16 protein-coding genes are annotated in these 24,518 nt (G+C 44.0%); 9 read left to right on the forward strand and 7 right to left on the reverse strand.

The window, feature by feature from the left end:
• Nucleotides 1–76: 76 nt before the first annotated feature.
• Entirely contained in the window at nt 77–1,249 is a 1,173-nt protein-coding gene (locus tag HJG39_RS06120; RefSeq protein WP_268407862.1) for a serine hydrolase domain-containing protein, read from the reverse strand.
• Between the two features lie 291 nt (nt 1,250–1,540).
• On the opposite strand from HJG39_RS06120, the gene HJG39_RS06125 reads away from it, so the two are divergent.
• From HJG39_RS06125 to HJG39_RS06140, 4 genes are all read left to right on the forward strand, one after another.
• Nucleotides 1,541–2,911 carry a DNA-3-methyladenine glycosylase 2 family protein gene (locus HJG39_RS06125; RefSeq protein WP_268407864.1) on the forward strand — a complete coding sequence of 457 codons (1,371 nt, stop codon included), beginning with the start codon at nt 1,541–1,543 and terminating at the stop codon, nt 2,909–2,911.
• Nucleotides 2,908–3,399, forward strand: a complete 492-nt coding sequence (locus tag HJG39_RS06130) for a methylated-DNA--[protein]-cysteine S-methyltransferase (protein ID WP_268407866.1) — start codon at nt 2,908–2,910, stop codon at nt 3,397–3,399. The genes HJG39_RS06125 and HJG39_RS06130 overlap by 4 nt, the downstream gene beginning before the upstream one ends.
• A 122-nt stretch (nt 3,400–3,521) precedes the next feature.
• Complete coding sequence (locus HJG39_RS06135) at nt 3,522–4,409, forward strand: DMT family transporter (RefSeq protein ID WP_268407868.1); 888 nt, start codon at nt 3,522–3,524, stop codon at nt 4,407–4,409.
• 38 nt (nt 4,410–4,447) lie between these two features.
• On the forward strand, nt 4,448–5,335 hold the full coding sequence (locus HJG39_RS06140; RefSeq protein ID WP_268407870.1) for a DMT family transporter: 888 nt from the start codon (nt 4,448–4,450) through the stop codon (nt 5,333–5,335).
• A 76-nt stretch (nt 5,336–5,411) separates the two neighbouring features.
• On the opposite strand, the gene HJG39_RS06145 is transcribed toward HJG39_RS06140, so the two are convergent.
• Complete coding sequence (locus tag HJG39_RS06145) at nt 5,412–5,960, reverse strand: hypothetical protein (protein WP_268407872.1); 549 nt, start codon at nt 5,958–5,960, stop codon at nt 5,412–5,414.
• 310 nt (nt 5,961–6,270) lie between these two features.
• Between HJG39_RS06145 and ppa the strand changes: the two genes are divergently transcribed.
• The 3 genes from ppa (at nt 6,271) to HJG39_RS06160 (ending at nt 8,656) form a co-directional block, all read left to right on the forward strand.
• Nucleotides 6,271–6,819 carry an inorganic diphosphatase gene (gene ppa, locus HJG39_RS06150; RefSeq protein WP_268407874.1) on the forward strand — a complete coding sequence of 183 codons (549 nt, stop codon included), beginning with the start codon at nt 6,271–6,273 and terminating at the stop codon, nt 6,817–6,819.
• 149 nt (nt 6,820–6,968) lie between these two features.
• Nucleotides 6,969–8,192, forward strand: coding sequence for an MFS transporter (locus HJG39_RS06155; protein ID WP_268407876.1), 1,224 nt, complete (start codon nt 6,969–6,971; stop codon nt 8,190–8,192).
• The gene (locus HJG39_RS06160; RefSeq protein WP_268407878.1) at nt 8,192–8,656 is read left to right on the forward strand and encodes a DUF3299 domain-containing protein; all 465 of its coding nucleotides are present in this window, start codon (nt 8,192–8,194) and stop codon (nt 8,654–8,656) included. Before HJG39_RS06155 ends, HJG39_RS06160 begins: the two co-directional genes overlap by 1 nt.
• A 58-nt stretch (nt 8,657–8,714) precedes the next feature.
• Here HJG39_RS06160 and HJG39_RS06165 read toward each other — a convergent pair whose 3' ends face one another.
• Both HJG39_RS06165 and HJG39_RS06170 read right to left on the reverse strand, forming a co-directional pair.
• Entirely contained in the window at nt 8,715–10,367 is a 1,653-nt protein-coding gene (locus HJG39_RS06165; protein ID WP_268407880.1) for a methyl-accepting chemotaxis protein, read from the reverse strand.
• A 331-nt stretch (nt 10,368–10,698) separates the two neighbouring features.
• Nucleotides 10,699–13,107, reverse strand: a complete 2,409-nt coding sequence (locus tag HJG39_RS06170) for a TonB-dependent receptor plug domain-containing protein (RefSeq protein WP_268407882.1) — start codon at nt 13,105–13,107, stop codon at nt 10,699–10,701.
• Between the two features lie 329 nt (nt 13,108–13,436).
• Between HJG39_RS06170 and HJG39_RS06175 the strand changes: the two genes are divergently transcribed.
• Both HJG39_RS06175 and HJG39_RS06180 read left to right on the forward strand, forming a co-directional pair.
• Nucleotides 13,437–14,060 carry a hypothetical protein gene (locus HJG39_RS06175; RefSeq protein WP_268407884.1) on the forward strand — a complete coding sequence of 208 codons (624 nt, stop codon included), beginning with the start codon at nt 13,437–13,439 and terminating at the stop codon, nt 14,058–14,060.
• A gap of 136 nt (nt 14,061–14,196) precedes the next feature.
• On the forward strand, nt 14,197–17,199 hold the full coding sequence (locus HJG39_RS06180; protein ID WP_268407885.1) for an ATP-binding protein: 3,003 nt from the start codon (nt 14,197–14,199) through the stop codon (nt 17,197–17,199).
• Between the two features lie 3 nt (nt 17,200–17,202).
• On the opposite strand, the gene HJG39_RS06185 is transcribed toward HJG39_RS06180, so the two are convergent.
• From HJG39_RS06185 to HJG39_RS06195, 3 genes are all read right to left on the reverse strand, one after another.
• Nucleotides 17,203–20,349, reverse strand: a complete 3,147-nt coding sequence (locus HJG39_RS06185; protein WP_268407887.1) for a ligand-binding sensor domain-containing diguanylate cyclase — start codon at nt 20,347–20,349, stop codon at nt 17,203–17,205.
• 111 nt (nt 20,350–20,460) lie between these two features.
• Nucleotides 20,461–22,176, reverse strand: coding sequence for a S8 family peptidase (locus tag HJG39_RS06190; RefSeq protein WP_268407889.1), 1,716 nt, complete (start codon nt 22,174–22,176; stop codon nt 20,461–20,463).
• A 145-nt stretch (nt 22,177–22,321) separates the two neighbouring features.
• A complete protein-coding gene (locus tag HJG39_RS06195; protein WP_268407891.1) occupies nt 22,322–24,154 on the reverse strand; it encodes a S8 family serine peptidase in 1,833 nt (610 codons plus the stop codon).
• Between the last annotated feature and the right edge of the window lie 364 nt (nt 24,155–24,518).

Genomic DNA, 24,518 nt, shown 5'->3' on the forward strand with positions numbered 1-24,518 from the left:
GAAAGACCGGAAAAGTAAAAAAGTTTACCACATGAAGAAACGCGCCTGTAGTATAAATCCCGACAAAACGCGCTCTTTATTCTACAGGCTGTCGTTCGTTTTTAACGGTCAGTTTTGACGCTTGATGCTGATCGAAGTAAGAAATCCAGAATTCCGCTCCAATCTGATTGATTATGTTTGACTCTGCATTCATTAAAATAGCAAAGCCTGCGCCCGTTTCAGGACTAAATGCCACTTCTGCACGATACCCTTTCACCCAACCGCTATGGTAATTTAGCTTGTGACCATCGAAGTCGTATACACGCCAACCATAACCGTAATGTGCATCTTGAATATGGCCTCGCCACCCTCTGCGTCGCAGCTCGCGAGTCGTACGTACGCGCGGTGTTGTGATGTCATTCACCACTTTGCTACTAATTACATCCGGTCTTTCACCCAACATGGCTTTAAGCCAAATTCCCATATCAGTGGCATTGGTATTCACGCCAGCAGCGGGTGCAAAACGGTAGTAACTGTTCGAAACGCGTGTTTTTCGCCACGTTTTATTTCGCGTAAGAACATGAGGCTTTGCCCATGTGGTTGATGATTCCAACGGTGACTTGCCAACCGAGGTATAGCGCATATTCAAGGGCTTCAATAGCTCCTCTTCTAGTAACTTACTGTAGGAAACATTGTTCAAGCGAAAGTGATGCTCAAGTACACCGAAAAGGGCATTTTGGTAGGTGTAGCACTCACCCGGCTGACATAAAGGCTGTAAGTCGGCGAGTTTATTTAAAATACGGTTAAACGAATAGTTAGCTTCAATTAAATTATCATAGGCATTGGGAACTAATCCGCTACTTTGAGAAAGCACATGTTCCAAGGTGATATTAGCTTTGCCTGCTTGATCCCAACCAAACTCTGGCGCCAACTGAGAAATTGATGTTTGCCAATCCAGCTTGCCTTGCTCAACCAGCTTGCCGGCTAATCCACCCGTAAAGGTTTTAGAAACCGATGCCAAACGGAATAGCGTAAACTCGTCTACCGGCTTTCCTTTTGCCTCGGTCAAACCATAGCTGAAATAACGTGGCTCTTCGCCCGCTTCAACATACACCATGCTGTATCCGGGTACTTTAGCCTTGGATACCTGTTGCTCCACTTTATTTAAAAAAGCGTCTAACCATACCTCAGTTTGTGCCTGCGCCACGCGTGTGAAAGCACAACAAAAGACAATGAGAAAATAGGCAATATGGGAAAATCTAAACATCATTTATTAGGATTATCGACACTGTGTTAGAACGAAAATTAGTTGACTATTATCCAATGAGCCCGCGCGTTAAGCAATGACCCATGTACTTTTGTCTTAATTCAAAAACAAGTAAAAGCGCCCAATGCAGCCAGAACTCTATGCTTTAACGGATTAAAAAAGACAGCATTTATAGCAAACATTATAATAGATCCGCTGTAATGGACATTGTTTATCACAATCAGTTCCGTTTTCATCGCTTTTTATTAAGATTACATGGCATGATATTCACCTCTTTCGTATTCGATATTAACCATGTTGCAGTTCACTCCCGAACAATATAAAAGTGCCAGAAAAAGCCGAGACCCTCGTTTCGATGGTCGTTTTTTCGTGGCAGTAAAAACCACGGGCATCTTCTGCCGAAATGTTTGCCCAGTGAAACTGCCTAAAGAAGACAATGTGGTTTATTTTGATTTAGCAGCACAAGCACTACAGGCAGGATTTCGCCCGTGTTTGCGTTGTCGACCCGACAGCGCCCCCGGCTCTTGCGCTTGGCAAGGTGTTGAAACGACATTACATCGCGCCATGCGTTTACTCAAACAGCACCCGGACATGGAACTCTCTGTTATTAGTGAAAAGCTCGGCATATCAGATAGGTACTTAAGGAAACGTTTTCAACTAGGACTGGGCGTAAGCCCCAAACACTTTCAACTTACCGAGCAACTTTTATTTGCGAAGCGACTACTGCACGAAACTCAATTGAGTATTGAGGATATCGCCCATAGTTGTGGCTTTAATAGTGCTCGACGGTTACAAGACAATATGCAAAATCACTTTAGGCTTACGCCCAGCGAAGTACGGAAAATGCAACATACCCAACACGAGTTTCATCAAATTACGATACCATGCAGAGCCCCTTACAACTGGCCTCAAGTAAGAGATTTTCTGGCATTACGCGCCATCTCAGGTGTAGAAGAAGTCACCGAGTCGTACTACAGCCGCCACTTCGAACTGAGTGAAAACAACGTTGATTGCCGGGGTTTTTTCTTCGCCGAATACCAAGCTACAAGCCAATCGTTCAACGTGAATATCCAACTCGACACCCCCAGTTCGTTGGGTGCTGTGTTGCGTAATATTAAACGAATGTTGGACACCGATACCGATAGTCAGTTGATCGCAAACCACATGATCCGTGCGGGGCTCTCCGAAAACCAGATAGTCGAAGGGCTCAGGCTACCGGGTGTATGGGATGTATTTGAAGCGGGCGTTCGCGCCATTATGGGCCAACAGGTGTCAATAAAAGCCGCCACGAAACACGTATGTCACCTTGTTGAAAACTGCGCTCATGAAGTGAACGGGCAACTTTACTTTCCTCGCCCTAGCGACATTCTTGCCAGTGATCTTAGTTTCTTAAAAATGCCACAAGCAAGAAAGCAAACCTTACACAACTTAGCGCAATACGTAAGTGAAAATGGCCGACAAAGCGACCCAGAAAATTGGCTTCCCTTAAAAGGTATCGGCCCGTGGACAGTGGCCTACGCCAAGATGAGAGGCTTGTCCGACCCAGATATTTGGCTAAGTACAGACTTGATTGTCAAAAAACAACGTGAGAAGCACCCTATAAACGACGAACACGTCATTCCGTGGCGCAGTTACCTTACGTTTCAATTGTGGAGCATGGCATGACACAACTCGAACACAACGCTTACCTTGATACACGTATTGGCTGGTTTCACATTGTTGCGACGAACCATGCTATTACGCGAATCGACCATTTTGCGCCACCACAAGACTGGACACCTGAAGCCGAGCCACGTATTTCGGTTATCGACGACGCGAAACAACAACTGCTGGAATATTTTGCAGGCGAACGAACCGAGTTCGATTTACCTTTAGCTCCCAAAGGCACAGCATTCCAGCAACAAGTTTGGACTGCGCTCACTACGATTCCTTATGGCGAAACGACCAGTTACCAAGATATCGCCTCCCAAATTAACAAACCCAAGGGCAGTCAAGCGGTCGGCCAAGCGAATGGAAAAAACCCCATTTCGATTGTCATTCCTTGTCATCGTGTGATTGGCAAAAACGGCGGGTTAACAGGGTATGCTGGTGGACTCGATAGGAAATCCAAATTGTTAGCGCTGGAGAGCCGAATAAAAGACCTTTTCGACTGATATTGTTTTGGCTTTTAGTATCTGTGCATTAAGCTCCTAGTCTTAAATGCCTGTTGCTTAATTCAGCGAACGCAATATCTGAATACGTAAAACACTGTTGTCACTTTTTTGTGAGTAATCTAATGCAAGTTAAATGGCTCGCCGAGCTCTTTTTCCTCGCCGCGATCTGGGGCGCCTCGTTTATTTTTATCCGAATTTCGATTCCAGAGATGGGTGTGTTTGGAGTCACCTTCTTTCGAACTGCCATTGCAGCCCTTTTCCTCGGCATTATTTTATATGCCACAAACAAAGCCAATATTCGCAAAATCTTTCGTTACTGGGGCACACTTTCGCTCATCGCGCTATGCGGGACGGCTATTCCTTTCTCCCTATGGGGATTCGTTAGCCAATTTTTAGCATCAGGGACCATGGCGGTACTCAATGCCGCGACTCCGCTATTTGGTACCTTTGTTGCCTATATGTGGTTAAAAGAGCCTTTTCATAGCAACACTATCATTGGCTTAATCCTAGGCTTTATTGGTGTCTGTGTGATGATGTTAGTGCCACAGGAAGGCATTCAACTCGATACTCTTGCCATATGTTTAGGGTTGCTCGCGAGCGCTTGCTATGGCTTATCCGCAAACATCACACGAGCAAAAGCAGCGGGACTATCCGCGATGACAGTAGCAACAGGTAGTCAGCTTTATTCAACGTTATTTATTGCCCCCATTGCTATTTATTTCATGCCCGAAACAGTTCCCGGGTTTGATGCATTAATCAGTGCCAGTGTATTGGGCATCGTTTGTACCGGTTATGCCCTATACAAATACTTCCAAATGATCGCAGAACAAGGTATTAGTAAAACCTTATCGGTAACTTATCTCATCCCGCTATTCGCCATGTTGTGGGGAGCATTGTTTTTAGGAGAGCCGATTGAAGCACGAACGTTACTCGGAGGTGCTTGTATTTTGTTAGGCGTGGCATTTACCACAGGATATTTTTCTTTTCGTCGTCGAGCTAAACGAGCCTAACCCATTAATTAAGATATAAAACTTTAGGAAGGCGAAGTATGCAATTAAAATGGGTTGTTGAACTGTTGTTGTTATCCGCAGTGTGGGGAGCATCCTTTATGTTTATGCGTATTGCATCACCAGAAATTGCCCCAGCGGCCCTCACCTTTATTCGATGCGTCATTGCCACTTTTATCTTGGGCGCAATTGTTTATTTGTCTTATAAACAAGAAATCAGACACACTCTTACACACTGGTGGCCGCTTACCTTGCTAGCCGTAACCAATACTGCGCTTCCTTTTAGTTTGTGGGGCTATGTAAGCTTGTTTATGGAGTCAGGTCCGATGGGCGTGATTAATGCGACTGCGCCGATGTTTAGTTCACTCATCGCTTTCATTTGGCTCAAAGATAAGCTAAGTAAAAGTGCTATTTTTGGCATGTGTTTAGGCTTTTCTGGCGTCACGATTTTACTTATCTCACCCAACGACACTGTGAGTATTGCGTTATTTCCAGCCTTGCTTGGCCTGTTTGCTTGCGCCAATTACGGTTTAGCGGCTTGTGTTAGCAAAGCCAAAGCAGCCGGTTTAAAACCAATGACGGTTGCTGCTGGCAGCCAATTTTATTCCGCGATTATTCTATTACCTTTCGCTCTCATTTCTTGGCCACAAAAAATGCCAAGCATCGAAGCGATATCCAGTACAGCCGCACTTGGTATTGGCTGCTCGGGCTACGCTTTTTATCTTTATTACAAACTCATTGCCGAGCAAGGCATTGCCCGCACCATGACCAATATGTACCTCATTCCGCTGTTTGCGATTTTATGGGGCGGAATATTTTTGGGTGAAACACTGGCACTTCGCACAGCTATTGGTGGCGCGATTATTTTGATTGGCGTGGCCTTCACTACCGGATATTTGCAGTTTGGGCGGAAAAAAGCGCTGGCGTAAAAAGAAGGCTTGCGAAGCAGCGTAGAATAACCCGCTCACTGCGTTATTCACAATGAGCGGGCGTTATCGAGATATATTAGAACGGTTTTCCACCGTTAACCATTAGGTTTCGTGTTCCATAAGAGCCATTGGAATAAAGAACAAAAGACGCTTCAACAGACAGGGTTGGTTCGGTTACGCACCTGTCAGCCTGCCATGAAATAAGCCCTGAATAGTAGCTTGTACTATTATTATCAAATCTGAAACGACCAATTTCGAAAGAATTTAATACAGCGGCACCAGTGCCATCACTCTTACGAAGAGGGTTATTCGATGCTGAAAACTTAGCATTGAAGCTCATACCCGTCTCTGAATCAACTTGAATACCATTCTCATCAAAAAGCTTTAATCGCACATTTACCATGTCGGAACCTATGTTCAACACTCTTAAATCAAAAAATGTGGTCGTTACTGTTGTGAAAGGCGGGATCACCATTTCTCGTTTGGAACCCAGCCCATTTACACCGTGAGCTAACGGATAACATTCAATGCCATTTTCTGCTGCTAGATCAATCTCGGATTGTTGAGCAGTTGCAACCAATGAAAACGCAGTAACCATTGCTACCAATAAGGTACGCTTAAACATATTTTTCTCCAAAAAATGAATGTCATAACAAGAGCCTCACTCCACCTTGGCTCTAGCCGCATATTATAAAGCCGAAGGTAATGGAACAACTCATCCTTGAATCATAACGTTTTACCCTGCAAACACTTTCCGGTTTTCTTGCAATGCTGTGGGTTAAAAACGCCCTGATTTAAAACAGGAAATCGAAGCAAAGCGCTGTTGTCAAAAACATAACCAACAAAGCGCTTTATCAATGCCGCATTCCCCCTTTATAATTGGGCAATTTTGCGAACTCATTTCTAATTCCAATTACAGTAACTAAGGTATTCACATGAGCTTAAACGATGTGCCAGCTGGCAAACACTTGCCTGATGAAGTTAACGTTATCATTGAAATTCCAGCGCATTCAGACCCAATCAAATATGAAGTTGATAAAGATTCAGGTGCAATCTTTGTTGACCGCTTCATGGGTACACCAATGCACTACCCTGTTAACTACGGCTATGTTCCTCACACACTTTCTGGTGATGGCGACCCTGCTGATGTACTGGTTATTACACCTTTCCCTCTTTTACCGGGCTGTGTGATTGCTTGTCGTCCAATCGGCGTACTCAACATGACTGACGAGTCAGGTAACGACGCAAAAGTCCTTGCCGTTCCCGTTGATAAATTGTCTGTTTTATACCGTAATGTAAAAGAGCTTTCCGACGTGCCAGAGTCTACGTTAAAGCAAATTGAACACTTCTTTGCCCACTATAAAGATCTTGAACCAAACAAATGGGTTAAAATCGAAGGTTGGGAAGGTGTTGAAGCAGCGAAGAAGGAAATCTCTGACAGTGTTGAGCGTTACAACTCAACTGAAGACAAGCCTGCATTCTAATTCTATTCAAACAAACGCTTTTAGCAGTTTGTTGTTACAAAAAGCATCTCATTTTGGGATGCTTTTTCTTTGCTTCCCTCGGCACTCCTGACTGAATCTATGATAAAGTAAACGTCTTATTTTCCTTCTGTTCAAGGTGGGAGCCGTTAATGAGTCGCCTCGCATCCATACGAAATAACCCGCAGTTTTTACTGCTCGCCATGGCGTTTGTCATGCCGCTTACGCATTCAGTTTGGCACGCGTTACTAAACAACTTTGTTGTGGAAAAAGCCAACTTTACAGGTGCAGAAATTGGGATTTTACAGAGCCTTAGAGAGGTTCCCGGCTTTTTGGCGTTTACCGCCGTTTTCGTTTTATTAGCGATAAAAGAGCAAACATTCGCACTCTTGTCTCTTGCCGTTTTGTCCATTGGTGTAGCCATCACTGGCTTATTTCCTTTTGAAATTGGTTTATACGCCACCACGGTTTTAATGTCGGTCGGTTTTCATTATTACGAAACCATCAACCAATCGTTAACCCTACAATGGCTCCCCAAGGATAAAAGCGCGCATTTTATGGGAACACAGCTTGCCGTAAAATCATTCGCGTCGCTATTTGCCTATGCATCTATTTGGGTACTCATGGAATGGCTAGGCATGAGTTATAGCACGACCTACATGCTCGCAGGTGGGATTGGCTTTATTATTATTGTGGCGCTATGGGTAAGTTTCCCACAGTTTAAACAGGTTTCTCAGCAACACAAACATATGGTGCTACGCAAACGCTATTGGCTGTACTACGCGTTGGTTTTCTTTAGCGGTGCACGCCGTCAGATTTTTGTGGTATTTGCCGCCTTTATGATGGTTGAAAAGTTCGAATATTCCGTTGGAGACATCAGTTTGCTGTTTATGATCAACTATGTCTTTAACTTGTTTTTTGCAGCCAAAATCGGCAAGTGGATCCACAAGGTAGGCGAACGCAACGCTTTGATGTGTGAATATATTGGGCTCATTATTCTTTTTATCTGTTACGGCCTAGTAGAAAATAGCTACATTGCAGGCACATTGTACGTTATCGACCATCTGTTCTTTGCTATGGCGATTGCCATTAAAACCTATTTCCAGAAAATCGCCGACCATAAAGATATTGCCTCAACGGCCGGTGTTAGTTTCACGATTAATCATATAGCAGCGGTCGTCATTCCTGCTCTATTAGGCATTGTCTGGTTAACCTCACCAAGTGCCGTATTTTATTTTGGAGCCGGCTTTGCTGTTTGTTCGTTAATTTTATCAATGAATATTCCTTTATCACCGGATGAAGGCAACGAAGTCGTCAAAAACCCGATGGGCTGGGCAAACATCGCCCCCCCTAAACCCCAACCGGAGAGCCATTAATGCGGTACTTAGTCTTATTCTTTAGCATCATTCTAGTCAGTTCCTTTTCTTGGGCTAAGCCTACGGAATTGTATTGGGAGGATTTGGCACCAAAGGATTACGTTATTCCTGATGCTCCGCAGCTCGATCACAATAAATCTATGGCTCAGCAAAGCCCGAATGCACCAACACTTCCTGAGCTGAATGGTAAAGAAGTCAAAATTCCGGGGTTTGTTGTACCACTGGAAGGCGATGATCAAACTCTTACTGAATTTTTACTGGTACCTTATTTCGGAGCTTGTATTCACGTTCCACCACCACCTTCAAACCAAATTGTTTACGTGAAATTTGAAAAAGGTGTGCCTGTAGATAGCTTATATGATGCCGTCTGGGTTCACGGAACACTATCAACGGAAGGTTGGCAAGGAGACATTGCCACAGTGGGCTACAGCATGAAGGGAATTGGCGTTACACCATTCGAATAACGAGTAACGCCTTTATCTAACTATTTATTTTCAGACCTAAAGTTGTGGCTTATTTCGTTTATTTAATTGAAAAGTAAGCCACATCCTCACGCAACTTTGTTGACAAAGAACTAAGTGATTTCGTTGCTTCGTTGTTTTTCTGTAATGACGAAATGGAGTCCTGAGACATTTGATTAATGTCTTCCATCACTTGGCTAATATCCTCTAAAGACCTAATCTGTTCTGCCATAGACGAGGTGACTAGCTTCGCGTTGCGTAATGAATTCGACGCTTGTTGCTCTATGCTTTCTAACAAGTCATTGGTTTTACTTGTCAATACACGCCCATTTTCAACCAGTGGTTGGGTTTTTTCCATTGCGCTTACCGATGCCGCTGTTTCTTTTTGCACTTCCATAATCATTTTTTCGATTTGGCTAGTGGCATCGCCTGTACGCTTCGCTAATTCACGTACTTCGTCGGCAACCACTGCGAAGCCACGCCCGGACTCCCCCGCTCTTGCCGCCTCAATTGCCGCGTTTAGTGCTAACAAGTTGGTCTGTTCGGAAATATCGCTGATAACATTCGTTATGCTACCGATTTTGCTCGATGTATCCGACAGTTTGCGAATTTGGTTCACGGTGTGTTCTACCGTTTGTGAAATGCGCTCAATTTCCTGCGCGCTCAGCTCAATAGAGTTTTTACTTTCTAAAGTGTAATCCGTGGTGGAAGATGAGTTATCCTCCGTTTGCTGGGCAACCTCAGACACCTGTCCCAAACCTTCTCGAATCGTAGCTAGCCGTTTAGTTGCCGATTCCGTTAAGTTTGCTTGTTTCTTAGCAGCATTGAAAACCTGAGAAGAGCCAGTAACAACCTTGTCCGTTTGCTCCGAAAGCTCATCAGACGCATTCACAATATCTCTAACGATACTACCAAGTTTGTCGCGCATCGTTGCCAAGGAGGAAAGCAAGCTGTCTTTGGTAGAAGATTGAATCTTCACCGTGAGGTTTCCATTTGCCATTTCTGACAATGAATCTGCGGCTTCATAGGGCTCTCCACCCAACGACCAAATGATGCTTTTCTCGATCACTTTAGCAACAATAATGCCGATAACAATCGCAATCGCACTGAGGATCATCATCAACGACTGAAACCCATCTGCCACCTCTCGCGCCTTCGGCGTGGCTTCTTTATTGACGGTTTCTTGGTAATCAATAAACTCATTAATAGCGGCAAGCCAATTAATAAATGCAGGTCGTGCTTTGCTCATTAATAAAGCTTGTGCTTGTTGTGGCTGTTTATTTCTGGAAAGCTGGATGATTTGCTGGATAAGAGGCAAAGTTTCTTTTTGAATGGCGTCTATTCTGTCAAGTATTTTTAGCTCTTTGGAGGTAAAACTAAACCCACTTGAAATCATTTTATTAATATTTACTTCTGATTCTTTGTAGAATTGATCTAATGCTTCAATTTCATCAACAAAGTTATCAAGCGCGCGACTATTATCTGCCAAGACAACATCTCTTATTGCAATAGCTCTATCGTGAACACTTCCTCTAAAATTAATAGCATGGCGCTGCTTCACTGAATTAATGTCGGTTATTTCCGTTAATGTTTCATTAATAAAGTTAACCTTATTAATGCCAAGAACGGTCAAAACCACCATTAAAAAAAGGATAAAACCAAAACCTATAGTCAAGCGTCTTTGTACAGGCATACTTTCAATATGAAGTAGCATCGTGTTCCCCAAATAGTCCAGTTTTTATTAGTTTTTTAGCTAACTTATTGCTAGAAAAGCGCAAAGTCAAACTGCATTTTTTCTTTACTTAATGCCTGGAAGAAGCAAGGTATTCCCCAATCGAATATGCGAGAAAATAAGCTACCTTGGATAGAAAAATAAGATTAAAAATAGCGATTAATTATTTAAAGTAACCAAATTACTGATTTCAAAATTTTTCGGAGAAAATTTCCGCGCCAACAGCATTAAGCGAAAATGTTACTTTTTTTCACCCACCCACATGATGCGGAAATTCTCCCAAATAAATCATGAATTGACATCAAATGACAGATTAGAAACTTGCTTTTACCTTACCGTAGTAATAGACGCCATTATAGCCATAGGGTGACGCAGAACTATAAGGAAATATGCCATTAAAGTTATTCTGTTCGATAACACGGTCTGGAGTTTCATCAAATAAATTATTTGCGCCCAGTGCAAACTGCCAATTCTCAGTAAGTGCATACCGAATTTCCACATCGACTTCTGTTTCTGAACCATAAGTTTGGTCGCGAGTTGGATCGGTTGAGTGGCGAGTGGTTAGTTCTCCGTGATGACGGAATATCAAAGAGCCACCCCATTTGCCGCCTTGCAAACTAATGCCGAGATTACCTTTGTTCTCCGGTTGCGCTTCTTCTATTAACGCCAGTTCTGTACGACCAAAACGACGCGCATTCGGGCCGAGAGGCTCTAACTCTGGTGGATTTTCAGCAATCCGAGTAATATCCACATCGTTAAAATTCATGCCTAATGTGATATTCGCGTTCCAAGTATCGTTTAATGTCCATAAATAACTAGCAACAAAGTCAACACCTGTGGTTTCCGTATCAATGGCGTTGGTAAAGTAACGCCCACCATTCACACCAAAGTTACCATTTGCTTCTAAAATAGCTTGTACCGCATCGCCACGAATATTGTCGGAGAGCACAATGCGATCATCAATATCAATGCGGTAGTAATCGATGGAAATTTCCAGTTCAGGAATAGGTGCATACACAATACCGGCGCTGTAGTTAATCGACTCTTCCGCATCGAGCGGCTCTGCACCAAGGGCGATAGCGGCAGGATCGTTTACTCTGAAGGTCTTCACTTCGTTTGGAATATTGTCGATAAACACCGTTGCTGTTGTCGCATAATTAATTTGCGCTAGTGACGGCGCACGGAAACCACTACTAATAGCGGAACGCAATGACACACTGTCCGATAGCTGATAATGCAGTGCCAACTTACCATTTAGGGTAGTGCCAAAATCGCTGAAATCCTCAAAACGAATGGCAGATGAAATCAATAGTTCATCCGTTAGGTAATTATCAAACTGTGCGTAAACTGCATAACTATCGCGGGAGTTGTCGCTGGCATCGCTTGGGCGAAAACCCGGAAATACTTGAGAGCCAACGGCAGCAGTACCGCCAAATTGATTCGCTACACCGCCATTAATGTAAGACGCTTCTTCCCCAGCTTGAATCTTGTAAGTTTCATCGCGATATTCTGCCCCAAACGCCATATTTAGAGGGTTATTCAAGCCAATATCAGCGCTGGTGGTCATATCAAAATTCACCGTGAATTGTTCGAATTCTAATGTTCCGGCATCAAATGATGTTTGGCTTTGTGCGCCTAAAGATGTGTTCAAACTGTTATTAACGCCGAATTCAAATTCATTGCTGCCGTAAGTCACACTAAAGTCGTAAGTGGTTTCACCCGGCTCGTATTTAAAGCCCAATGTTGTGGCATAGTCAGTGACGTCCGATACAATCAGGGGAAGGAAGCCGTCGGGGTAAATCTCAGGCACATTTCGGCTATCTTGGGCGCGACGATAAAATCCCCCCGATTCACCATCGCGCGCTTCGTAGCTAGCGTTAAAGTAAAATTGGCTCGCGTCCGTATAGTTATAACCCGAATTAACAAAGATGCTATCAGATTCAACATCTGCATCACCAAAACGATGGTTTAAACGATCGAATTCGGCTTCTCTTGGATCTGCCTCACCATCAATTTCTACGTATTGTTGACGCGGATCCAGCCCCGCGCGATTGGTGGGCGCTTTGTTACGATGCTGCGCGGCAAAATGCACGAAACCAATATCGCTGGCAAAACCAATGTTGCCCTGAATCGTGCTAGAGTTACCGTCACCTTCACCGTAAGCCCCATAATTCCATGAGGCTTCTTTTTTCACATCATCACGCAAAACAATGTTAATGACGCCAGCAATAGCATCAGAACCATATTGTGCAGCCGCGCCATCACGTAACACCTCAATTCGCTTAATCATATTTGCAGGAATAGTGTTGAGGTCGACCGCGCTTGAACCTCGTCCAACGGAACCGTTTACATTTACCACCGCAGATGTGTGGCGACGTTTACCATTCACTAGCACCAATACCTGATCAGGGCTCATCCCGCGTAATGTTGCTGGGCGCACATGGTCTGTACCATCAGTAACAGAAGGTCGAGGGAAATTATAAGACGGCACTAACGATGCCACCATTTGGTTTAATTCAGTAAAGCCTGTATTGGAAAGTTCTTCAGCGGAAATAAGGTCGACGGGAACGGGCGAATCCCCAATAGAACGCAACGGTGTGCGCATACCAACAACTGCGATTTTTTCAACACTGTCGGCCTGCGACGAGCTGGTAGACTGCGCGTAAGTCATGGGTGTTGCACCAAATGCCGCGAGCATCATAATTGTGATTTTATTTTTCATAGGTGTGCTTTTAGTTCTCGATAAAATGGCTCTAAAACGCTTTTCAGAACGGACAAAGACTCAGGAAGAACCGGAAAGTAAAACAAACCACGCTGGCATAGTATAATGCCAAAATGGTCAACTATTTAGGCGCAAAGATAACAGGATGAAATTGGCTATGGTAGCAACACGTTAGCGGCTATTTTTACTACTCAGGTGAAAAAGTTATAAGGCGACATCAGTAGGTTGAAGCATAAGGCTTCTTATATGATGTCAGACTATTGGAATCTTCACCGTTACATATGCACTAAATACCTATAACACTCAATAAAAACAACAGGTTAAAAGAAATGAACACCAATCTTAAACACCCTTGGGTTTTGCTCTCTCTCTTCATTAGTACGCTTAGTTTTTCGGCCTCATCCAGCGCTGACAATGAACGACCTAAACCAGCAGTGCCAAAGGTAACAGCACAAGTGCAATTCACGGATGCCATCAAAGAACATTGCGGTAAGGCTTACGCAGGAAAAGTAAAAGTCGATAATCAACCTAGCGCAGCATTTACCAACAAATCATTGGTGATGCATGTGATGAAGTGTGAAGAAAACCGGGTTTATATACCGTTTCACGTTGGTAACGACCATTCTCGCACTTGGATCCTTACGCATACAGGCTCAGGATTAAGTTTAAAACACGACCATCGTAAACCTTCTGGCAAAGAAGATAACCTAACCCAATATGGCGGCCACACCATAAACGCAGGCTGGCCACAAATTCAATCCTTTCCGGCAGATGCATTTACCCAAGAATTATTCGCGAATTTAGGTTTACCACAATCCATTGGCAATACATGGCACATGTATATTTATCCTGAAAAGTTCACCTATCGACTAACACGCGAAGGCCGAGAGTTTAGTGTCGAGTTTGATTTAACTAAACCTATCGCATTGCCGCCAACGCCTTGGGGCTATTGATTTAAGCATTGATTATTCATCATAAAGGATGCGTTGCTCTAGGGTCGCGGCGCTTGATTTTGTTAGCAAAGGTACTCACTATTAACGCTATGATATTGACTTCCCTTAAAGCGAAATTAACCAATCAGGCGGCTCCTTGACGCTGTTTACATTGGTCGGACTAACGACCACTGTTATAGTCTTTCTTATTTTTGATTTCGCCACGCAGCTTGATATGAGTCAGGCTGCGCTTAATCAGGCATTTCATATTGCTTGCACGTTGGTGCTGCTTGTTACTTTGGCATTTGTTCCCCGAAAGTCAGAGATGCTTCCGATCCGTTTTTTCTGGTTTTGTATCAACGTAGCGCTTGCTTGTTGGTTATTTACCAAAATCGGTTTGTTGATAGCCCACCAGCTTGATGTTGCTGAAAACATCTATTTGTTTGCCGACTACGGTTACTTTGCTTATTTCCTCGTGATGGTGTTTTCACTGTTGCTATATAATTCGGCACATCATCAGGATAACAAACAGCTTTCGCTCAGAGCATCCATCCGTCAATATGGCGCACTTGTGTTTATGGGCATGATGTTTGTGTATTTGGTGATTATTCCCAGTCAAAGCCAAAGCCATGAGTTTACCCAGCATTTTTCGTCTTTTTTGTTCTTTATGTTGATGGATGCTTACTTAGTGCTGGCTTTTTACTCGCAATCAAAAGCGTCTGAGCGTCAGGACTGGAATCGTCGCTTCTTATTCTTAAGCTTTTCCTTTGTCTGTTTTTTTATTCTGGACTTTTTGGAACTCATGTCTCGTTCTCAGGTGTTACCTCCCCAAGGGCAACATTGGGTCTCGCTGCTTTGGTTCAGCCCTTACTTTTTTCTCGCTTATGCTCTTAAGCAAGCACCTTCACTCACGAAGCTTAAACCGCAAAATCCACCTAGCTGGCTACCTCAGCCGGAATTAATGATGCTGCCGCTTCTCCCTTTGATACATTTTGCAGGTTATTTTGCCGGCGCTTTCGAGGAAGAGCTTCGCGAAATTAGGGAAATAATATTGGTTATGTGGATCACTTTTTATTGCCTAATTATTTATCTCCTTGATAAACAACAGGGCTCATTCAGTTCCCCTAGAAACCATAACGAAAACGACAAACACGCGCCCTCCTCGCAAGCCCCTAAACTTGAGGTTGCCAACTCACGCTCAAGCCAGATATCGCTCAATGGCGTTCCCTTTGCTTGTTTAATCTTGGATAACAAAGGCAAGATTGAAGCCGCTAACGATGCAGTCACCCCCCTTACCGGTTATCAATCTTCCGAGTTAACCGGTGTATTCTTCAACGCGTTGTTGTCCAACGATGAGCCTTTAGAAAGCATTTTTCGGTTTGCCGAAGGAACTTTTTCTGAGTCCAAGCTGGTTACATCTCATACTCGAGAAGTACGCTTACAACATCGCTCTGGACGCATTCTTTATTGCTATATTCGCTTTGCAGAGGTCCTTGAAAACCAATATTCCGTATGCTTGATAGACATCACCAAGCTGCATGAAGCGGAAGCACAAGCTTTGAGTATAAAAGACAAATTCCTTGCCAATATTACCCATGAGTTCAGAACCCCGCTGACACTCATTCAAGGCGCAATAGAGGAAGGGGAAGATAAAATTCAAGAAAGTGCGTTGAAACACCGTTTTGCAGTGGCAAAAAGCAATGTTTATCACATTCTAAAAATGGTTGAGCAACTGCTGAATTTATCCAAAATTACCAGCGCTCCCAAACTGGTTAAAACTGTGCAACCCGCTTCTGAAATCATCAAACAGTGCTGTTTACAATTTTTGCATTTGTGCCAACAAAAACGCATTGATTTTCAATATCAATTAATAGAGAAATGTTGGGTGGAAGCACATGAGGACTCACTCCAGCAAATTCTATTTAATCTCCTCAGCAACGCCTATAAATACACGCCGGAAGGAGGTGAAATTCGGCTTGTAACCACGTTAAGCACGGACAAAATACAGATCGAAATAACCGACACTGGCTGCGGCATGACACAAGAGGAACAAACTCGCTTATTTGAACGCTTTCAGCGCGCTGACATCAGTAAGCATTCTTCTACTTTTGGCATGGGCATTGGGCTTGCACTAATCAGCGAACTTGTGCAACTGCATCAATGGCGCATTCAAGTCCAGTCGGAAGTTCACCAAGGAAGTTGCTTCACTTTGACTCTCCCCGTAACCGCTGAACCTGACAATGCAGAGGTAAAGGTAAAAGCGGTATCGTTTGATGCATCACACCACGCTACATCACGCCAAGCGGCTGAGAATAAGCCTAAAGCCGAACTTACTAACACCTCGGTAATCACGCAAGATAACCGTTTGCTGATCGTTGAAGATAACCTTGATATGCAAGATTACTTGCGCCATTTGCTCAGCGAACATTATCAGCTTGAAGTCATTGGCACGGGTGAAGCGGGTTGCCATTATGCCGAAGAAGCCATTCCAGATTTGATTATTTGTGATTTGATGCTGCCAGATATTTCTGGTTATCAGGTGGTTGAACGCATTAAACAAAATCCACATACGCAACATATTCCTATTTTAATGCTAACGGCAAAATCAGATATTGAGAGCAAACTCGCCGGTTTGGAGAATCGCGCAGACGATTACCTCACCAAACCGTTTCATTACAAAGAGCTGCAACTGCGCCTTCAAAACCTATTAAGCATTCGAGAAAAAATTCAAATTTTACTACGCCAGCAATTGAATCAAAATGTGCTTGCTAAGGCCAAAACCGATGCGTTGCCTGATGCCTTGCCTCAATCAGACGTTAATCCACATCAAGACTTCTTAAGCAAATTACAAACCGTTGCTCATCAACATTACTCAGACTGCGAATTTGGTTTGAGTTTGTTGGCTTCGGGGATGGCCATGTCGGAGCGACAATTACAAAGACGATTAAAAGCCTCTTTAGGTATGACACCCGGTGAATATATTCGCGAGTACCGCCTCATTCAATCTCGCTCTTTGCTGCATCAAGGGTTTAATGTAGGGCAAGTATCTGATGCTGTTGGATTTTCTGATCCCGCATACTTTGCGCGATGCTTCAAACAATGGCTTGGCTGCACACCGAGCGATTACCAGAAGCAGGCTCATCAAGATGGCTCACCTTAAACGTTAAGTGGAGGTGAGGATTTCAACAAGATCTTGCACTTGGGTAATGCGCTGGCATCGCATCAACTCGGAAATATACAGTTCATTAATTTCACGCTTACTTTTCATAACCCCGCACCAACTCACACCCGCTTGTTCTTTGGCGGCATACATGGCTTTATCTGCCAACATTGAGGCTTGATCCCACGTTAACGCATTTCGATGACTCGCCTCGAATGGATAGTGCGCAAACCCCATTGAACAGTTCAAATCGAACGATTGGTTAAACCAATGAAAAACTTTGGTTTGTAACCCCTGTTTAACACTATCAACGAATGCAACCGATTCTTCGGCATGATTCACTAAACCAACAACCATGAATTCATCACCGCCCCAGCGAATAATATGAAATGGCGTTGGAATTAAGGAGCGTAAGGTTTCCGCGAAATGCACTATCAAGGCATCACCCGCCGCGTGTCCCAGTGTATCGTTGAAGGGCTTAAGGTTATCTAAGTCGATCAGCAACAACAGCATTTTTTCAGTAGCGTCGTCCTGCTGTAGTCGATTCAAGTGATCTTTTAAATATAAATCCAAAAAATGCCGACTTTTGGCGCCAGTTAAGGCATCGGTGGTATGTGAAAGCGCCAATTCTTTGTTCAGTTGTGTGAGTTGTTTATTTTGTTGAGCTAATTCCCGTGTGCGTTCATCTACCAGTTCTTGCAGGCGTTTACGCTGATGCTCTTCTGCCGCTAGCGTTTTAAGATGATTCCGTAAGAACCAAAAGACAATCACTGTCACCAACAACGCATACACGCTATAGGCGATAGGTGTGCGCCAAAGTGGAGGCAACACTCTTATCTTCAAGTTAATTTGAGGTTCACTCCACACACCATCATTATTTGCCGCACGTACTTTAAATGTATATTCACCAGAGGGAAGGTTGGTATAAGTTGCGCGTCGTAAATTGCCAACGTAAAGCCAGTTTTCATCGAACGGACTTAACTGGTATTGATACTGATTTTTCAATGGCGCGGCAAAATCCAAGGCAACGTAATCGAAAGCCACCAAATAATCGCTGTGTTTTAGTTCCAGAGTTTGCCCACGTTTGGGCATTTTAACTCTGTCATCAACGGAGGTAATATTGACGAGTTCAACGCTCGGCGGCACATTATTCCTGACCAATGGCTCTGAAACCAACCAATTAAAGCCATTGTTACCGCCGAAATAAATGCGCCCTGCTTTGTCTTTGTGCGTCGCCCCCAAGTTGAAGTCGTAGCCTTGTAACCCATGACTCACGTTAAAGGTGGTGGTAGTCATGTCTGAGGGATTTAAGCGCACTAAACCACGCGCAGTCGACATCCAAATATGACCGAAATTATCCTCTTGAAAACCATAAATGGTATCGCTGGGCAAATCGTTTTCTGTGGTGAAATGTTGTAGCACTAAGTGACGCTTTGCTTTATTTTCATGGAGCCATAAATGAACACCATGCCCTTGCGTTGCTATCCACATATTGCCTAAGCTGTCTTCAAACAAATTCCATGTTAACTCGGTTGCCAACCCTTCTTTTGTAGATTCGTCAGGTAAAAATTGGGAAATGGAAAAGTCTTTGGGATCGAGTAAGTTAAGCCCTCTATCAGTTGCTAACCAAATATAGCCGTCTTTATCTTCCAAAACCTGAAATACATTTTTGCTGGACAGCCCCGCCGCCCCTTCGCCCTTCACAACATTTTTAAACCCACTGGCAGTTTTCTTACTGACTCCACCAGAATAGGTGGTTAGCCAAATATTGCCTTGTCTATCTTGCATGATGTCGGTAACACCGTTGGAAGGGATGGAACGGGGATCATTAGGGTCGTGAGTAAATTGCGTCCATGGTGCTTGCGGTGAGGCCCGATATAAAAGGCCCTGCGCGCGCGTTCCAATCCATAAACCATCATGTTTATCCACCAAAATGGAAACAACGCTGTTCGACACTAAACCTGCTTCGGTAGAAATGCTCTTCCAGCGTCCATCGGGCATTTTAATAGCAACGCCTCCGCCGTAAGTAGCAGCATAAACCTTGCCTTGGTTATCACTCGTGATGTCGAGAACCACGGAATGATCTAAATTAGGTCGCGTAACGGGAATGTTGTGGTTAAAAAAGCGAGTAGCCGGATTCCATTTGTTCAATCCACTATAAGTACCAATCCACATTAACCCTGTTCGATCTTGGAAAATGCTCATAACACGATTATTGCTTAGGCTATCGGGATTCGCGCGATTACTACTAACGTTGTTAAATTTATCGTCTTCCAATATCGATAAGCCTGCATCCGTGCCCAACCAAATCGCGTCGTCTTTGTCTTGGTAAATCGCTAACACGCGGTTGTTAGCTAAACTGCGAATATTGTGGGGATCATGCTGATAATGCCGAATGGTTTTTGTTGAGAAAACATATTGATTCAATCCACTTGATCCGGTACCTATCCAAATATTACCTTTGCGATCGCGCAGTAAGCTACGTATTCGGTTTCCTGTTAAACTAAGTGGCGCTTGTTCCTGACTCTTTGGTGCTTGTTTCAAGTTTTGCCATGAATTCGTTTCTGGTTGATAAATATCAACGCCACCACCATCAGTGCCTATCCAAATTCTGCCGAGTTTATCTTCAGCAAAAGCGGTAATCGATGGATGACTCACGCCTTCAGGTTGTTCTGGAAAAACCTTATTCACAAATTGCCCGTTTTCTTTAACAATAAGGTTAACGCCGCTTTCAAGCGTTCCTACCCAAATTTGTTGATTGGAGTCGATGAATATTTCAGAGACTTGTTGGCTGGAAAGTTGCTCGGGAAGGATCCGCTGAAACTGGTGTTTGCGCGTATCAAATTTGAGCACGCCGCTGCCCAAAGTGGCTAGCCATAAGTCACCAGCGGTATCAATGGTCAAGTCGGAAATGACGTTACTAGATTGCTTGTCATTGGCTCGATATTTAAATTCAACAAAGTTGAAGCCGTCGTACCGGTTTAATCCTCCCTCTGTAGCAATCCATAAAAACCCTCGTTTATCTTGAATGACACCACGAATAACTTCATGAGTTAGGCCATCTTTCACATTAAAAGAGTCAAAACGAAATTCATTTGCACTAAACGCAGGCAAAGAAAATAACAACAATAGGATCAGTAATTTTGGCAAGAAGGTACGCGTCATTAATGGTTGAAATTGGATTTTACAGGTCAAGTGTAAACAAAAAAAAGGCTTAGCTGCAAAGCTTAAGCCTTTTTAAAATGTAGCCGGATGTATTTTTTATTCCGGCGTCATCCAATTTGCCACATCGGTTTCATAGCTGTGGTCCAGTATCACAGTGGATGTGTCTGGAATAGAAGATGCGGACATAAGTGTTGCATCCCGCCAAATATTGCCGTCTCGCCAGATGTTACCGTCTTGCCAAATATTACCATCTTGCCAGATATTGCTATCGCGCCAGATATTGCCATCGCGCCAGATGTTGCCATCTTGCCAGATATTGCCATCGCGCCAGATATTGCCATCGCGCCAGATGTTGCCATCGCGCCAGATATTACCATCTCGCCAAATATTGCCGTCATTCATCAAGGTGGTAATAGCAGGCTGTAATTCATTTTCTGTCGTGAAAGCAAGCGCCCCAATGTAGTGCTCTTCTCCAGCGATGTCTTTGGCAATGTCCATGCCTTGATTGGCACAGTTTAACGCGTCTGTTAATACTGCTTCTGTGGCATTAATTCGGCCAGCACCTTGTTTCAAAACGTGCTCAAATCGCACACCATCTGGATCTTTAATCGGTGTCGCGGACGCTAAAAGTTTGCACTTAACTTGATCGGGAGTAAGGTCAGGGTGATATTGAAGCAGTAATGCAACCACGCCTGAAACGGTTGCCGCGGCTTGTGACGTACCTGACATTTCAAAGTAGTTCAGGCCATCATGAAATTCTGGATATTGTGTGGCCCACTCAGCTTTCAAATCCATAAGTCCGATGACGTGACCGCCGTACCCGAGTAAATCAGGCTTCACGAATCCTTCAACAGTTGGCCCCATAGCGGAGAAAGTCGTGATCCTATCGTCGGCTTGATCGGTGGCGGTGTATCGATCGGTGGCTGCACCAACTGTAATAATATAAGGTACATTGCCAGGCACACCGATTGTCATTGGATCAGGCCCCTGATTACCCGCAGACGTTACCACTACAATCCCTGCTTGCCACGCTTTCATCACGGCAATGTTAACGGGATCATCCCAGTAAAAACTGCGAGCTTCTGCACTAAACGACATATTTAACACGCGAATATTGAGCAAGTCTTTGTTTTCGATTGCCCATTGAATACCATCTATCACGGAGGTGTAGTTACCCACACCATCATCGGAAAAGGTTTTAATGCTGAGTAAGCGTGAATTTGGTGCAATACCGTAATAACGGTTGAAAATGTCTAATTGACTATTGGCTGCAATTGAAGCTAGGTGCGTGCCGTGTCCATTCAAGTCGGTGTCTGTGGTGTCTACTTCACCGGTCGTTGCGTCATAAGTACCATAGTAACGCTGACGATTATTCGCCGTTCTATCAATGCCTTTCATCCGTTTTAGGCCAGTATCCATCACAGCAATCGTCACACCATTGCCATACCAACCCGCATCATGGAGCGGCAATGCTCCCATTTGGAACGGAATAACTGATTGGCTTACCTCAGATAAGCGTTTTTTGCTGTTTGTATTGAGGCGCATGGTCACATCAAGGCTGACTCTTAAGCCTTGGTTACGAAGGTTTTCTGCTTGCTCACTGGTCAGTTTGGCTGACACGCCATTAATGATAGACAGCGGTCGGTCGATAGTCGCCTTTTGCTGCAATACGGAGGCCTTGGCATCTGCCAACGAGCTGGCCATTACAATATAGCTCGCCACTTCTTGCTGTTTATTACTGGACAACCAAGAGCCAGAAATAACCGTGGTGATGCATACAATGAATGACACTAACAACACATATTTCTTCATAACAAACTCCTTGATTCTCAATTGTTTTGTTGCTCGAGCTGCGCGTTCAAAAGCGATTTGTTGATACGATTAGCAATCTATAATTTGAACGTACTGAAACGGAAAAAGCGGGCCGAAGCCCGCGCGTCACAAGGGTCTATAAACCTTAGAATGTTACCGTTACTGTTGCAGTACAAGTGCTTGTTGCTTCTTCACAAACTTGATAGATGTAAGAACCACCACCTTTTGTCGTAATGCTATCGGTGTAAGCACCATCATTTGCAGTGGTTGCTACCAAGCTGCCATCACGATAAACATCAACATTGCTCGTGGTTGCACCGCCCCACGTTAAATCAACTGTTTTCGTACCTTTAGACTTAAAGCCATTCGCTGATAATGAGAAATCATCGCTGTTGCCACCGCCGTTGTCGCCGCCAGCACAACCGTTAGCCGTTAGGTATGCATTGGCATCATCGGCTTTAACCAAACCGAATCCGAAGAAGTCATCTCTACCCGGTGCACCCGCATCAAATGCCGACGCTTTAAGTGCCGCACGAATCTCTTCACCAGTACAGGTTGGGTGATTAGACCAAACCAAAGCGGCGACACCTGTTGTTGTTGGTGTTGCCATAGAGGTACCGCTTAGGAAGCTGTAGTCACCATTTTCAACAGAAACAGTAACGTTGCTTGCTGCTAACAATGCAGCACGGTCTTCCAGCGCTGCGCCAACAGCAGGGATAGTAGTTGTGTTAGTGCTAGCATCACCCAATGTACCGAACAATAAACCCGGCTCATTGTTGATGATTAATGCACCTAGGCCACCAGACGCTTCACAGTTTGCCACTTTATCGAGGAATGAAATATTTCCACGGTCGATAATACATACTTTGCCAGACGCGCCTGAATCAACAGCTTCTGCTGTCCCCATGAAATAGGTTGAACCCGTTGCTGTGCCAAAGTTTTCCATTGCAGCAGAGGCAAACGGTACACCATCGGCAGACATCGCTGAGAGCGTGCCAGTGCCAGCAGGGAAAGTAGACAGTGTATCCACACCACCAGCAGCCACTTCAACACACACGGTTTCATCTGTTGTCACGTTTTTACCGCGACCTACTGTACAGCTTGGGAATTGAGAGAAATCTGCAATGTTGTTGTCAGCATCTGCCGCACCAATCATCATAACTGATGAATACGCCGCAGGATAAGAAGCCACGTCATTACCATCATTACCCGCCGCCGCTAAGGAAAGGCCACCAGCATCACGGAAAGCAATAAAGGCATTTTCTTCAGTGCTGTTAGCACCGCCACCGCCTAAACTCATGTTGATAAGGTTAGCACCCGCTTCTGCACACAGGTTGGCTGCGTGAGCTAAGTCAGATGAATAACCATAACCATCGGCGTTAAATACTTTGATGATGTGAAGATCGACACCCGGAGCCATACCGATAACGCCAATGTCGTTATCCGCTGCGGCAATCGTGCCCGCTACGTGTGTCCCATGAGGACCACCCGCTTCAAACCAATTGCCTGTACCTGGGTCGTTATCGCCAGTTACACGAGTGAAATCAAAATCTGGGTTGTCGTTAGAAAGACCCGAATCGATAACACACACCTTCATGCCGGCATTCAGATCTAATGTCACTTGATCTGCTTGTGCTTGATAATAGCCATAAGGCGTGATTTGCATGTCGTTTGGATTGCCAGCATCGTCATTGAAGATAGCAAGAGGCTTACGAATTTGGTCGTCTTCAATTAATTTAATATGCGGGTTATTCAATAACCCTTTTACTTCTGATAAGTCTTTACCGGCAAAGGTCGCGGAGAAGAAACCGTGAGAATCAACATTGATTTCCCCACCAAGCTTCTTAGCTAGCGCTTTAACTACGCCTTTTTTACCATCTTCTACTTGGATAATATAACGGTCGTTTGCAGCTTGAGTGGCAAACGACGCAGCCAATGTGGCGGCGACTAACGATGCTGAAATTTTATTAAGTTTCATAACTCTTTCTCTCTTCACTTGTTTTATTTATCACGTCATGCGAGTGACGTTTTTATTTATGCGTCTTCCTTTTTATTCACTGACATTAACTATGATGTAATTTCCGCTCTATTGAGCCGCTTCCCTTACGTTGATATTCATCATATAGAGGAGCATCAACACAGCATTAGGAGCTAAACGACAATTATCTGGACACAAACGACAGGATATTTTCAACAAGATTAAGGCATTGTTTTATATGAAAATAATAATTAATAAACCATGTTTAATTAATTAAAAAACAACAGTATTGGTTGGAAAAATTAGCTTAATGGGAAAATTTATAAGAAAGTTAGAATGGTCGGCCCCATTGCAGAGCCAACCC

Origin of the sequence: Alteromonas sp. a30 (assembly GCF_026788005.1) — a bacterium.
GTDB lineage: Bacteria > Pseudomonadota > Gammaproteobacteria > Enterobacterales > Alteromonadaceae > Paraneptunicella.